We start from the raw sequence: 12,690 nt of genomic DNA, 5'->3' as shown, positions 1-12,690 counted from the left end.
AATTAACCGTTTTAGGAGGGTGAAAACATGGAAATCAATTTAAGAAAAAAATATCAACTATTTATTGATGGCGAGTGGAGAGACTCTTCAGATGGGGCAACATTAAAAACTTATAATCCAGCAAATGGACAACTACTTTCAGAAATTGCTGATGCTACTGAAGCTGATGTAGATGCTGCTGTTAAAGCTGCAAGAAAAGCTTTTAATAGCTGGAGTAAGACTACAGTAAATGAAAGATCTATTATATTAAATAAAATAGCTGATATAATTGATGAAAATTCAGAATACTTGGCTACAATAGAAACTATGGATAATGGTAAACCTATTAGAGAAACTATGGGTGCCGATATTCCTTTAGCCGCTGATCACTTTAGATACTTTGCAGGTGTTATTCGTTCAGAAGAAGGCATTGCAAGTAATATAGATGAAAATACATTAAATTTAATATTAAGAGAACCTCTTGGGGTTGTTGGACAAATAGTTCCTTGGAACTTTCCATTTTTAATGGCGGCTTGGAAACTAGCTCCAGTTCTTGCAGCTGGTGATACAACTGTATTTAAACCATCTAGTACAACATCATTAAGCGTATTAGAATTTATGAAGTTAATTGAAGATATAGTTCCAAAGGGAGTAATTAATATAATTACTGGTAAAGGTTCAAAGAGTGGTGAATATATACAACATAATGAAGGAATAGACAAGCTAGCCTTTACTGGTTCAACTGAAGTTGGTAGAGAAATCGGATTATCTGCTGCTAAACGTATAATTCCTGCAACATTAGAGCTTGGTGGTAAATCTGCTAATATATTCTTTAGCGATGCTGATATGAATATGGCATTAGAAGGAATTCAACTTGGTATATTATTTAATCAAGGTCAAGTTTGTTCTGCAGGTTCAAGAATATTTGTACAAGAAGATTTTTATGATGAATTTATGGAAAAAGCTGTTGAAGCCTTTGAAAAAGTTAAGGTTGGTGACCCATTAAATCCAAATACTCAAATGGGAGCTCAAGTAAGTGAATCACAATTAAATAAAATTCTTAAGTATATAGAAATAGGTAAAAATGAAGGTGCAAGAGTACTTACTGGTGGAGAAAGATATGTGGAAGGTGACACAAAAAACGGATACTTTATGCAACCTACATTATTAGTGGATGTAGATAATAATATGAGAGTTGCTAGAGAAGAAATCTTTGGACCAGTTGGTGTAGTTATTAAATTTAAAACTGAAGAAGAAGTTATAGAAATGGCTAATGATAGTAACTATGGACTAGGTGGAGGTGTATTCACTCGTGATATAAATCGTGCTATAAGAGTTGCCAAAGCCATAAGAACAGGTCGTGTATGGGTAAATACTTATAATACTTTCCCTGCTGGAGCAACTTTTGGTGGATATAAAGAATCTGGAATAGGTAGAGAAACTCATAAAACTATTTTAGATGCCTACACTCAAAAGAAAAATATTCTTATTAATTTATCTGAAAAACCAGGTGGAATGTACATTAAGTAATTAATATAAAGAAAAGAAGTTAAGGTATCAGTATAATTTATACTTCCTACCTTAACTTCTTTTAGTATTTTATGATATTTTATTTATTCTTTTAACATGTTTTTTTCTTGCTCTACTGCTTTCAATATTACACTTTCTTATACAAGTATATATTTCATCAATTTCCTTCTTAGATAATATTACATCTGATTTATATCTTTTTATAAATCTTTTTAATTTATTTATTTGTAATACTGGTGTTTCAGTTTTAACTTTTTTTAATTTAGATTTATTAGTAAAGACTACTAAAGATATAAATATATCCTTTCTTTTTATACATTTTTCTAATGCTTTAATATGTCCATAATTTTGTCTAATTGGATTATAAAATTGATTACTATTTCTATTTATAACTTGAGTCCAATACTTAGAATATTCATCACCATATATTAGTCCACTATAATCCTTAGTTTCTATTACAAAAACTCCCTTTTTTCCTATAAGGATATGATCTATTTGACTTGTTCCGTTTTTCCCTTCTATCATTATATCACTAAGAAGTTTGTATCTACTTATTTTATTTAAAATATTATTTACTTCTACTTCCCCTATATTTACTATCTTAGAATTTCTTTTTCTCTTAACTATAATAACTAATAAAATTACTACCGCAATTATAATTGCAAATTTTTCCAACATATTTTCTCTCCTAATTTTAACTTTTGTTATGTATTTTATATTTTATTATTTATATTAAATTTTGTAAATATCTACTTTTTTGTTTATTTTTAATTATCATTTACGAGGATATTATATAAGATATATATTATCTAAAAATAAGAGCTACTTATACTAATTTCTTTAAGTAACCCTTTTTTATCATACCTAATTTTATCCTAAAGTTTTAATGAAATTGTTTTATCAGAGCCATAATATTTAATACTATAATTATTCTCCTCTATATCATCAATATAAAATTGAATATATCCTTTTTTGTCTTTATATCTAGAAAAGCTGTTATTAATTCTCTCTCCTTTTGAATTTACTACATATAACTTCCTACTATACTCTTCATTGTCTTTATCAGTAATTACATCATAGTTTATTTTTATTGATAAATTTGACTTAGTTACTTCTGATAAAGTAATAATATCACCATCTGAAAGTTCAATATAATCCTCTTTATTTACATCTAGTTTTCTTACATTTTTAGTAATTTCATTAGAATCTAGTTTGAAATTAAAAATCCAATCACCTTGAATTTTATTTGTTATGCCAAACTCTCTATTATCTTCTTTAATAGGAGTGGTATAAGTAAATTCATTATTTATTAAAATTTCAGGATTTGCATTAATATTATCTATTGCAAATACGCTAATCCAATTATAAGTATTATCATCAATCTTATTTAAAACACTATATGATACTTTACTTAATACTCCGTCTACTAAAATTTCTCCTAAATTATCTGATTTTCTAATTTCATTTATATTTTCATATACTTCTCCATCAGCTTCAGTTACCATTGAATAATCTATTGTTCTATTAATAACTAATTCATTTCCATCAATTAAAACTTCATTTAATTTTACTGTTATATTTTTATCTGTAATTTCACTATTAAAATTATCAATATAACTATTAATATCCCTATTTATTACTTTAGTGAAAAATGACTTTATATTCATTGTCACTTTATCTATATTTGCATAAATCTCATTATAATTAGTGAATAATGTAATAACTATAACTCCAAAAATCAAGGCTGCTATAGGCAATTTAGAAGTACTTTTCTTAGTGATTTTCTTATTTAAAAAACTTTTCTTATATTTTAAAATTTCTTCATCTGATAAAGATATATTATCATAAACAGATAAATCAATTTCTATATTATTAAATTCTTTATAAATATTCCCCATATTCTCACCTCTTTAATATATTTCTTTTAAAATGCTACTAAGTTTCTTTCGTCCTCTAGATAGCCTATTATATATTTGATAACTTTTCATGTTCATTTCTCTTGATATGTCAATTATATTTTTATTTTCTAAATAATACTTAATAAAGAGCTCTTTATCTATATTCTTTAAATTACTTAATAGTTCTTTTACTTCTTCTTTGAATTCATTATAAATTACTATTTCTTCAACTGAACCTTTATTATCTGATATATCAATTTCATCTATATCTAAAATTGAATTTAACTTTAAATATTTACGTTTATAATCAATTGATTTAAATTTAGAAATTATAGCAACCCAATTTTTAAAAGAACCAGTTTCATTAAAAAGACTTATATTATTCCAAATTGAAAAGAGAATATCATTTATGCATTCCTCTTCATAAAATGAAATATCTTTTAAGTGATGTTTCACTACTGATTTTATCAATCCTCCATAGCTCTTCAATAATAATTCGATTCCAATTTCATCTTTATTTTTAATACTTTTTATAATTATTGAATCTTCCATACTCTCCTCCTTTTAACTCTCTAACTTATATATCGAAGAAAGTTAAAAATATCTATCATAATTATATAATAAAAATACACCCATGTCCTATTTTAGGAATTAAAGGGTGTATTAACTGAGCCATAGCTAAAGTTGGACTATCTCCAGATATAGATTCTGGAGATATTAAAAGTGTTAAGAAGGAAATAACAACTAAAGCTAAACCAACGATTTCAATTCTCATCCATCTTTTTCTTGAATCCTTATTTGTTTTCATTTGTATTCTTCTAACATTTATATTTAATATTATGATATTTAATATAAACTTTTACAAAATGGAAGAAATCTGGCCCCCAGGGGAATTTCCCTTTTGGGCCAGATTTCTTCCATTTTTTTATTTCCTTATATATAAATCCTTAACTCTTAACTTATTAGCTTTAATAGATTTTTTCCATCCCATTTCTGCTGCAAATTTATATGCAAACCTTGGAAAATTTGCTGTTATAAAAAGATTGTTATCACTTATTTTATTTAATATATTATTTGAAATAATATTTAATGCTTTTCCTAAGTTTTTCTTAGGGCCATGCTCTGCAGGAACACTTTTTACTGAGTGTAGAAGTGGTCCTGCACCAATGCCAAGACCTTGTCCCCATTTAAGGCCACATTTTTCACACCAATTTCCAATTATTTCAATAGCTAATTTGTTTTGCTTTCCTTCATAAAAACCACAATTAACTAAAGCATAAACTTTAATATCTTTTTCTTTTATTTTATTAAAAGATTCTTCTAGCTTTAAAAGGCATCTTAATAAATGAGACGGTACTCCATCTACATATAAAGGAAATGAAAAAACTAAAATATCAGACTTTATTACTTCTTCAATTATATCATTATCCACCTTATTATTTCTAAAATAATATTCAGAAATGCTTAAATTCTTAATGGATTTATTATTATTTAAGTAATTTTTTAATTCATTTAAGATAATTTCTGAAGCACTATCTTTTACTTTAGGGCTTCCATTAATTAAAGATATTCTCATAATAAGTGCCCCTCCACTTCCTTTATGTTTTTAACAAATGATAATTTTAATACATTCCAATAAAAATTTATACAATTTGCTTTTACTATTCCTTTTGAAGTTTCTTTTTCTTTATCAGTTATTTTATCTCCATAAAAGAAAATCTTCATATCTACTTTATTATCATACCTTCTTCTATGGTGCATTTCTCCATTTCTTATTTTAAAGAATGGATGCACATAAGAAATACTTCTGTCTAAAACATTTTTTACAAAGGGGCTAAGTCCTCCATAAACACATTTACTTATTATAATAACTTCATTGCATTTTGATAAGCACTCTCCCATATTCTCATATTTGTCTTTTATAATGCACTCTCCAGGTGTTTTTATCCAACATCCAAAGCATCCCATACAATGATGAATACTTCCATCATCAGAAACTACAATTAAGTCTTTTACTTCATTAGGACATAACTTTTTAAATTCATCACCTTTTAAATCATGTATTATTAACCTCATAATACTCCCCACTCCTAATTATTTATTTCTCCCTTTTTACCAATATATTTTTTATTAGTGAATAATTTCTATATTATAATTATGAACTAATAAAATAGAAGTTTATATATTTTTATTTATTTAGTAATACATTCTATTATAGTCTCAAAAGTAGTTTTCTATATTTATACATATATTTATGTAAGTATTAATTTATATAGTATTAGGGGGTATATTCTTATGATTAAAGATAAAAATGATTATTATTCAAAAAATAAAACTATAGTAAGTAAAACTATAAAAAAAGTGTTATCCTTTGGTTCTTGCTTAGCTATGATTATTTCATATACTGCATGCCAATCAATACCTTGAGCAATTTTCCATGGATTACTAAGCTGGGTATATGTTTTGTATTATATCCTTAAGTATTAAAATTAAAAATAGTAACTTGATTAGTACAAAAAATAAAGTTACTATTTTTTAACTTTACACCCAGGGATGTTAATTACTTAAAAAGCTATAATTATTTTAGTGCCAATTCCAGGTTCACTTTCTAAATTAATACTACCACCATGGCATTCTATAACTTCTTTAGCTATTGCCATACCAAGTCCTGATCCATTAGATGAAGAACTTGTAGTTACTCCTTTATAATATCTATTAAAGATATTTTTTAAATCCTCTTTTCTTATACCTTGTCCATTATCCTCTATTTTTATAAATATGCTAGTATCTTTCTTTTGAATAGACACATCTACAATAGTGTCCTTAGAATTATGCTCTAAGGAATTGATTATAAGATTATTTATAGCTCTTTTTAAATATTTTTTATCACAATTTACTATTATATTTTCATAATAATAATTGAGGTTAATTTCTCTATCACTATATTTACTATTGTTTAATAAATCTATAATACTTTCTTTAATTAAACTAATTAAATTTTCTTCTTTAAAATTAATAGGGATTACTTTATTTTTTAACTTATAAACTAAAGATAAATCATTAACTAAGTCTTGAATATAATTGCTGTTATCTAGGATAGCACTACCATACCTTTTTGCTTCTTCAATGTTTATTTCATATTCATCTCCCTTTAAAAGTTCTGCATATCCTTTAATTGAACTTAATGGAGTTTTTAAATCATGGCTAATATTAGCTATCCATTCTTCCTTTGCTTTATCTACTTCTTTTCGTTGAATCTCATTTTCCTTTAACACACTAGATAAATTATTGATATTTTTACTTACATCTTTAAAAATACCTTTCTTATTTGCCTTTTTATCATAAATTCCATTTTTCAAATCATCTATATCTTCAACAAGAGATAACATTGGTTTAACTAAGCTTCTGCTAAATAAATAAGCTACAATAATCATTAAAACTAATGCAAAAACAATAATTGACTTATGATATTTTAAGCTTTCTTCTGTAAATGTCATCTTAAATTTAAAAATTTTATTTATTGGAAAGCCAACTAATAAGGTATAGCTTTCATTTTCCTTAACTATATTATTTGTATAAATAGTGGTCGGTGCATCACTTCCCCATGGATTTTGAATAAAATCTATTAAATCTGCTGTAATATAATTATTAGGAACATTTTCAGGTTTATTCACCTGATACACTTCATTATTTTCTTTATTTAAAACCTGTATCCATACATTATTATCAATTAATTTATTTATATTATTCTCATCTAAACTAAAGTTATTATCTTTTTCTAAGTCTTCTACAAATGGCTCTATAAATTCTGATGCCCTAAAAGATACACTAAATACTTTTTCTCCAAAAGTTATATTACTATTGTATATTACTAGATTTAGCACCACGTAAACTGTCATTGTTATATAATAAACCAGAATCATAGATACTAGTAATTTAATTGTTAATTTTACTTTCATATTAATCAACTAGCTTATAGCCAATCCCCTTTAAAGTTTTTATATGTTTAGGTTCACTTGGATTATCCTCTAGCTTTTCTCTTAAGTGTCTTATATGAACCATTATTGTATTATCATACCCATCATATTCGTATCCCCAAATTTCATCGCATAATGAGCTTTTGCTAAAGACTCTATTTATATTTTTAGCAAGAAATAAAATTAGTGAGTACTCCTTAGCTGTTAATAATATATTTTCTTCCCCCTTTTTTACTACTCCAGTTTCTTCATTAATGGAAATGTTCCCAAAAGTATATATACTACTATTAACTTCATTAGTAATACTTCCTCTTCTTAGTTGAGATTTAACTCTAAGAACAACTTCTTTTATGTTAAATGGCTTAGTTACATAATCATCACCGCCAGCTTCTAATCCTTTAATTTTCTCTTCATCTTCTCCCTTTGCAGTTAAAAATATAATTGGACACATAGAAAATTTTCTAATTCTATCACAAACCATATAACCATCTATATCAGGCAAATTAACATCTAGTATTATTATATCTGGATTATTTTCTTTAACTTGCAATATTGCATCTATCCCATTGTCCACCTCGTATATTTCTTTAAAACCTTCCTTTATAAATACTTCCTTTAATAGGGATAGTAACTCTCTTTCATCATCCACTAACATTATTTTTTTATTTAGTATATCATCTGACATCATGATGTTACTCCTCTCTTTTAAGCTTTTAAATGCTCAATTACTATATTTTCTCTTTTTTATATTTTACCATACTTATCCTTTACTTAATATCTGACCTAGTAAAACTTATAAAATCTATAGAAAACATTATAATAGTTAATAATATGGATATTATTAATGTCATATATCTTTCTACCCTACTTATATCACCTCCAACTATCATAATAGAATATGTCCAAGGAGCATAAATCCAAAATCTACTTTGAGCTATAAAAATATTTGTTATTAGCATAATAACTCCAGTTGAAATTAATGGTATTATACTTGAGAAATTTCGTCCTATTATAAATAGTAAAATTAATATAGGTAATGTTGTTATAAAAATTTCTATAGCATATGATAATAATTGAAAATTAAAGCTTACACTTTTGCTTAAGTAAGCTTTAGATAAAAATATACAAGCAAAATATGATAATATAGAAATAGTTAAGGTTATTAACATAACTTTATATTTATTTAAATAAATACTACTTTTCTTTATAGGTAAAAGTAATAATTGCTTCCAACCAGAATTATCATTTTCAACTTTTGTTATTACAGATGCTGTGTATATATTTTGTAATGGTAAAATAAAAGATAGATAAGTAATAGCTGAAAAAATAAATATTCCATCATCAATGCCTATACCATTTGTACTTCCCATAGCTTGCACTTTTTTCATAACTATTAGTACTACTGGTATTGGAATAATCAATGCTAAAAATAATAAAGAGCTTTTTTTAATTTTTAGTAATTCTATTTTCAATAATTCCATTTTTATCACCTCACTTAATAAATTTTCTTATTATTAAAATAAGTCTTCACAAATACAGAACCTATTATTAATATAGCTATTGATATAATTAAAACTAATGTTATTTCATTTTTACCTTGAGTTATGGAAAATAGAGAAAATCCATAGGGATTAATATTTTTAATAAAGGAATCATTATGATATAAATTTGAAGAAATAAAACTTAAAATTGCTGCTATTATTAAAGATATAAGAAGATTTTTATTTTTTAAATTTATAAATAAATGTATAACCATTATTACTAAAGATGCTATTAGCTGAATAACAAACATAATTATTAAAAACCTATAAGGTATTGGTTCCTTAAACTTAAATATTATTCCTACTGTAATTAATGAAATAACATTTAAACTTAACATTAAAATTGAATAAAAACTTGCTACTATATATTTAGATATTAAAATGCTACTTCTTTTTATTGGCTGTGTTAATAAAAATGTCCATGAGTTATTCTTGTACTCACTTTCAAATAATGTAGCTAAAATAAGTGCAGCAAACATTGGCATAAAGTCATTAAAATATAATATTCTTTGTTCTTTAATTAAAACTTGCCAAGATGTTAATCCTTTTTCCATAGCTTGAGGCAATAACCAGCTTTCATATCTTATTAAGAAGTCTACACATATAAGTGCTGCTACTCCTAAAGGAATTGCTAATATAAATAAAATTACTAAGTTTCTTTTTTCTTTTATAAATTCATTTTTTATTAAATTTAATAACATAATTAAACCTCCTTAGTTAATCCTAAGAATATTTCCTCTAAAGAACTCTTTTCTTGTGATAAATAATTAATTTCATATCCTGCCATAACAAGCTCTCTACAAATTCTAGCCGCAGATACATTATTGCTTTTAACTTTTATCTTACTGTTTTCCTCTTTAACTCTATACTTTCTAGATTTTAGTAAGTTAAATACTGAATCCTTATCCTGTATCTTTTCTAAACCAATTGTTACTTCATTAGTTGAATTCTTCTTTAAATTATCTAATGATCCTTGATATAATAGCCTTCCTTTATTTATTACAGCAACTTCAGTTGCTACTAATTCAATTTCACTTAATATATGGCTTGAAATTATTATTGTTATATTTCTTTCATTAGCTAAATATTTTATTAAGTTTCTTATTTCTATGATTCCTGCTGGATCTAGTCCATTAGTTGGCTCATCTAAAATTAAAAGCTTTGGATTTCCCATAAGAGCTTGTGCTATTCCTAATCTCTGCTTCATACCTAATGAAAATTCTTTAACCTTTTTATTTTTTGCATCCAATAAATTTACTAACTTAAGCTTTTCCTCTATTTCATCCTTACTTAACTTTAAAATTCTTCTTAGTATATCTAAATTTTCATAAGCTGTTAAATGACCATAATAAGAAGGACTTTCAACTAATGCTCCTATATCTTTTAATATTTCTTCTCTATTATCCTTAATGGATTCTCCGAAAATCCTTATATCTCCACTATTAGGTTTTACTAAGCCTAATAGCATTTTTATAGTTGTTGTTTTGCCAGCACCATTTGGGCCTAAAAATCCATAGACTTCTCCTTCCTTAACATTTAAATTAATTCTATCTACACATCTAACATTATTAAATTCCTTTACTAAGTTTTCTGTATTAACAATATATTGACTCATATTTTCCTCTCCTTTTTAACTTTATGACTCAATTGTACACGACCAATATTAATTGTAATTTTAGCTTACCTTAATTTAAGCTTAATTGGAAAATTTCTGGGCCCCAGGGGCCCAGAAATTTTCCATTTAAACCTTATCAATAAAAATTATTAATAAAAAATTGCTATTAGATATTGATTTTTTTTATGAACAAGGTTCATAATGTACCTATGGAAACAAAAACAGTATTAAATAAATATTAATCAAAAGAAGGAGAATAAATTATGTTTTTAGCACTAAAAGAATTAAAGCACAATAAAGCTAGATTTAGTTTAATAATTGGAATTTTAACTCTTATTATATTTCTAGTATTATTTTTAGCAGGAATTGCTAAGGGGTTATCTGCTGCTACTGTATCTACAGTTGAAAACTCTAAAGCAAATTATTATATATTATCGGATTCAGCAGATAAATTAATAAGTCGTTCATCTTTTACAGATGATGATGTAACAAATTTAAATGATTCTAATGACTTAATAAAATTAAATGAAAATGCTACTCCTATTAATTTATTTACAAGTAATTTCACTATGGACTCTGCAGATAAGAAAACTAATATAGTTTACTTAGCAATTGATCCATCAGCATTTCTAATGCCTGAAGTTATTGATGGAAATACTTTAAATAATAATAAAGAAATTGTTTTAAATAATTCATTTAAAGAAGATGGTATAGAGATAGGCGATATAATTAAAGATTCATCTTCTGATTTAGAATTAAAAGTAGTTGGATTTACTAAAAATCAAATGTATGGACATATGTCTGTAGGAGTTATATCTTTAGATACCTATAAGGAAATGATGACTTCTGCAACTGGAAAGGAATATAATAACTTCCAGGCTCTAGCTATAGATATGGACAAGTCTACAGAAAACCAAGATTCACTTACTAGCTTTGTTAATGATAATTTAGATAAGAAAGTATTATTAACTAAATCTGATGTAATTAAAAATGTTCCTGGATATTCAGCAGAACAAGGTACTATTATCATGATGTTAGTATTCTTATTGATAATATCATCATTTATAGTCGGTGTATTTTTCTATATAACAACTATGCAAAAATTACCTGAATTTGGAGTTTTAAAGGCTTTAGGATCTAAAATGTCAACTTTAGCATCATCTTTAACATCTCAAGTATTTATGCTTTCAGTAATAAGCATGGTTATAGGAAATATTCTAACATTTGCTTTAGCTAGTATGCTACCAGCAAGTATGCCATTTGTCTTAAGTTCTAGAGATGCAGCTTTAGTATCAATATTATTTATAGTAATAGCACTAATAAGTAGCCTATTTTCAATCAAAAAAATTAGAAAAGTTGATGCAATTTCTGCAATAGGAGGTAATTATTAATGGAAAGATATGCTCTTCAATTAAAAAATATAACTAAAAAATATAAAGATGGAGATAATGTAAATACAGTTTTAAATAACGTATCTATCAATGTTAAGCCTGGTGAATTTGTTGCTATTGTAGGACCTTCTGGATCTGGTAAAAGTACATTTTTATCTATTGCAGGTGCCTTACTTTCAGCAAGTAATGGTGAAATAAAGATTGGAGATACAAATTTAAGTAAGAAAAATAAAAAAGAATTAGCTGATATAAGAAGAAATAAAATAGGATTTGTATTTCAATCTCATCAACTAATACCATATTTAACAGTTATAGATCAGTTAAAATTAATACCAAAGCTTTCTAAAAATAAAAATTCAAAAGAAATTAATGAACATGCTAATAAACTTTTAAAAGACTTTGGACTTGAACATAGAATAAATCAATATCCATCTAAGTTATCTGGTGGTGAGAAACAAAGAGTTGCAATAGCAAGAGCTTTAATGAATAATCCAGATATAATTTTAGCAGATGAACCAACTGCTAGCCTTGATGGAAATCGTGGTCGTCAAGTGGTTTCTATGATTAAAGATGAAATAAAAAAGTACAATAAAGCTGCTTTAATGGTAACTCATGATGAACGTATACTTGATTTAGTAGATACAATATATAGAATTGAAAATGGAAATATTACTTTAGAAATATAGAAGTAAACTAAAATGGCTGTTGCACTAAATTGTGTACCAGTCATTTTAAATAAAAATTCACTTATAAAATCAT

At 25.7% G+C, this 12,690-nt stretch carries 15 protein-coding genes; 4 read left to right on the top strand and 11 right to left on the bottom strand.

The window, feature by feature from the left end:
• The first annotated feature begins 27 nt into the window (after positions 1 to 27).
• Positions 28 to 1,509 carry an aldehyde dehydrogenase family protein gene (locus ACFYH6_RS08905; protein WP_416179420.1) on the top strand — a complete coding sequence of 494 codons (1,482 nt, stop codon included), beginning with the start codon at positions 28 to 30 and terminating at the stop codon, positions 1,507 to 1,509.
• A gap of 69 nt (positions 1,510 to 1,578) precedes the next feature.
• Here the strand turns inward: ACFYH6_RS08905 and ACFYH6_RS08900 are convergent, their stop codons facing one another.
• The 6 genes from ACFYH6_RS08900 to ACFYH6_RS08875 all read right to left on the bottom strand — a co-directional run bounded on the left by ACFYH6_RS08900 (position 1,579) and on the right by ACFYH6_RS08875 (position 5,483).
• Entirely contained in the window at positions 1,579 to 2,187 is a 609-nt protein-coding gene (locus ACFYH6_RS08900) for a nuclease-related domain-containing protein (protein ID WP_416179421.1), read from the bottom strand.
• Between the two features lie 197 nt (positions 2,188 to 2,384).
• Positions 2,385 to 3,407: a DUF4179 domain-containing protein gene (locus tag ACFYH6_RS08895; protein WP_416179422.1), complete on the bottom strand. Its 1,023-nt coding sequence runs from the start codon at positions 3,405 to 3,407 to the stop codon at positions 2,385 to 2,387.
• 12 nt (positions 3,408 to 3,419) lie between these two features.
• Positions 3,420 to 3,959, bottom strand: a complete 540-nt coding sequence (locus ACFYH6_RS08890; protein ID WP_416179423.1) for a sigma-70 family RNA polymerase sigma factor — start codon at positions 3,957 to 3,959, stop codon at positions 3,420 to 3,422.
• Between the two features lie 61 nt (positions 3,960 to 4,020).
• Entirely contained in the window at positions 4,021 to 4,215 is a 195-nt protein-coding gene (locus ACFYH6_RS08885; protein ID WP_416179424.1) for a hypothetical protein, read from the bottom strand.
• 117 nt (positions 4,216 to 4,332) lie between these two features.
• Complete coding sequence (locus tag ACFYH6_RS08880; protein WP_416179425.1) at positions 4,333 to 4,983, bottom strand: hypothetical protein; 651 nt, start codon at positions 4,981 to 4,983, stop codon at positions 4,333 to 4,335.
• Positions 4,980 to 5,483 (bottom strand): flavodoxin family protein, encoded by a 504-nt coding sequence (locus ACFYH6_RS08875; RefSeq protein ID WP_416179426.1) that lies wholly within the window; start codon positions 5,481 to 5,483, stop codon positions 4,980 to 4,982. The genes ACFYH6_RS08880 and ACFYH6_RS08875 overlap by 4 nt, the downstream gene beginning before the upstream one ends.
• Positions 5,484 to 5,702: 219 nt before the next feature.
• Between ACFYH6_RS08875 and ACFYH6_RS08870 the strand changes: the two genes are divergently transcribed.
• Positions 5,703 to 5,834, top strand: coding sequence for a hypothetical protein (locus tag ACFYH6_RS08870; RefSeq protein WP_416179427.1), 132 nt, complete (start codon positions 5,703 to 5,705; stop codon positions 5,832 to 5,834).
• 137 nt (positions 5,835 to 5,971) lie between these two features.
• On the opposite strand, the gene ACFYH6_RS08865 is transcribed toward ACFYH6_RS08870, so the two are convergent.
• The 5 genes from ACFYH6_RS08865 to ACFYH6_RS08845 all read right to left on the bottom strand — a co-directional run bounded on the left by ACFYH6_RS08865 (position 5,972) and on the right by ACFYH6_RS08845 (position 10,540).
• Entirely contained in the window at positions 5,972 to 7,366 is a 1,395-nt protein-coding gene (locus ACFYH6_RS08865) for an ATP-binding protein (RefSeq protein WP_416179428.1), read from the bottom strand.
• A 1-nt stretch (position 7,367) separates the two neighbouring features.
• Positions 7,368 to 8,072: a response regulator transcription factor gene (locus ACFYH6_RS08860; protein WP_416179429.1), complete on the bottom strand. Its 705-nt coding sequence runs from the start codon at positions 8,070 to 8,072 to the stop codon at positions 7,368 to 7,370.
• 79 nt (positions 8,073 to 8,151) lie between these two features.
• Positions 8,152 to 8,865, bottom strand: a complete 714-nt coding sequence (locus tag ACFYH6_RS08855; RefSeq protein ID WP_416179430.1) for an ABC transporter permease — start codon at positions 8,863 to 8,865, stop codon at positions 8,152 to 8,154.
• A gap of 14 nt (positions 8,866 to 8,879) precedes the next feature.
• Entirely contained in the window at positions 8,880 to 9,626 is a 747-nt protein-coding gene (locus tag ACFYH6_RS08850; protein ID WP_416179431.1) for an ABC transporter permease, read from the bottom strand.
• 2 nt (positions 9,627 to 9,628) lie between these two features.
• A complete protein-coding gene (locus tag ACFYH6_RS08845) occupies positions 9,629 to 10,540 on the bottom strand; it encodes an ABC transporter ATP-binding protein (RefSeq protein WP_416179432.1) in 912 nt (303 codons plus the stop codon).
• A 263-nt stretch (positions 10,541 to 10,803) separates the two neighbouring features.
• Between ACFYH6_RS08845 and ACFYH6_RS08840 the strand changes: the two genes are divergently transcribed.
• Together ACFYH6_RS08840 and ACFYH6_RS08835 are read left to right on the top strand one after the other, a co-directional pair.
• A complete protein-coding gene (locus tag ACFYH6_RS08840; protein ID WP_416179433.1) occupies positions 10,804 to 11,931 on the top strand; it encodes an ABC transporter permease in 1,128 nt (375 codons plus the stop codon).
• Complete coding sequence (locus tag ACFYH6_RS08835) at positions 11,931 to 12,617, top strand: ABC transporter ATP-binding protein (RefSeq protein ID WP_416179434.1); 687 nt, start codon at positions 11,931 to 11,933, stop codon at positions 12,615 to 12,617. The genes ACFYH6_RS08840 and ACFYH6_RS08835 overlap by 1 nt, the downstream gene beginning before the upstream one ends.
• Positions 12,618 to 12,690: the final 73 nt, after the last annotated feature.

It is taken from the genome of Clostridium sp. HCS.1 (genome assembly GCF_047900555.1).
In the GTDB taxonomy this organism is placed as follows: domain Bacteria; phylum Bacillota; class Clostridia; order Clostridiales; family Clostridiaceae; genus Clostridium.
The sequence above is the reverse complement of the archived record's forward strand: the minus strand, read 5'-3'. Positions and strand labels throughout refer to the sequence as shown.

Excerpts from the sequence above, each read along its gene's own strand:
- ACFYH6_RS08835 (WP_416179434.1), top strand. The coding sequence starts at position 11,931 with ATGGAAAGATATGCTCTTCAATTAAAAAATATAACTAAAAAATATAAA.
- ACFYH6_RS08880 (WP_416179425.1), bottom strand. The coding sequence starts at position 4,983 with ATGAGAATATCTTTAATTAATGGAAGCCCTAAAGTAAAAGATAGTGCT.
- ACFYH6_RS08900 (WP_416179421.1), bottom strand. The coding sequence starts at position 2,187 with ATGTTGGAAAAATTTGCAATTATAATTGCGGTAGTAATTTTATTAGTT.
- ACFYH6_RS08840 (WP_416179433.1), top strand. The coding sequence starts at position 10,804 with ATGTTTTTAGCACTAAAAGAATTAAAGCACAATAAAGCTAGATTTAGT.
- ACFYH6_RS08865 (WP_416179428.1), bottom strand. The coding sequence starts at position 7,366 with ATGAAAGTAAAATTAACAATTAAATTACTAGTATCTATGATTCTGGTT.
- ACFYH6_RS08890 (WP_416179423.1), bottom strand. The coding sequence starts at position 3,959 with ATGGAAGATTCAATAATTATAAAAAGTATTAAAAATAAAGATGAAATT.
- ACFYH6_RS08845 (WP_416179432.1), bottom strand. The coding sequence starts at position 10,540 with ATGAGTCAATATATTGTTAATACAGAAAACTTAGTAAAGGAATTTAAT.
- ACFYH6_RS08850 (WP_416179431.1), bottom strand. The coding sequence starts at position 9,626 with ATGTTATTAAATTTAATAAAAAATGAATTTATAAAAGAAAAAAGAAAC.
- ACFYH6_RS08885 (WP_416179424.1), bottom strand. The coding sequence starts at position 4,215 with ATGAAAACAAATAAGGATTCAAGAAAAAGATGGATGAGAATTGAAATC.
- ACFYH6_RS08870 (WP_416179427.1), top strand. The coding sequence starts at position 5,703 with ATGATTAAAGATAAAAATGATTATTATTCAAAAAATAAAACTATAGTA.
- ACFYH6_RS08895 (WP_416179422.1), bottom strand. The coding sequence starts at position 3,407 with ATGGGGAATATTTATAAAGAATTTAATAATATAGAAATTGATTTATCT.
- ACFYH6_RS08855 (WP_416179430.1), bottom strand. The coding sequence starts at position 8,865 with ATGGAATTATTGAAAATAGAATTACTAAAAATTAAAAAAAGCTCTTTA.
- ACFYH6_RS08905 (WP_416179420.1), top strand. The coding sequence starts at position 28 with ATGGAAATCAATTTAAGAAAAAAATATCAACTATTTATTGATGGCGAG.
- ACFYH6_RS08875 (WP_416179426.1), bottom strand. The coding sequence starts at position 5,483 with ATGAGGTTAATAATACATGATTTAAAAGGTGATGAATTTAAAAAGTTA.
- ACFYH6_RS08860 (WP_416179429.1), bottom strand. The coding sequence starts at position 8,072 with ATGATGTCAGATGATATACTAAATAAAAAAATAATGTTAGTGGATGAT.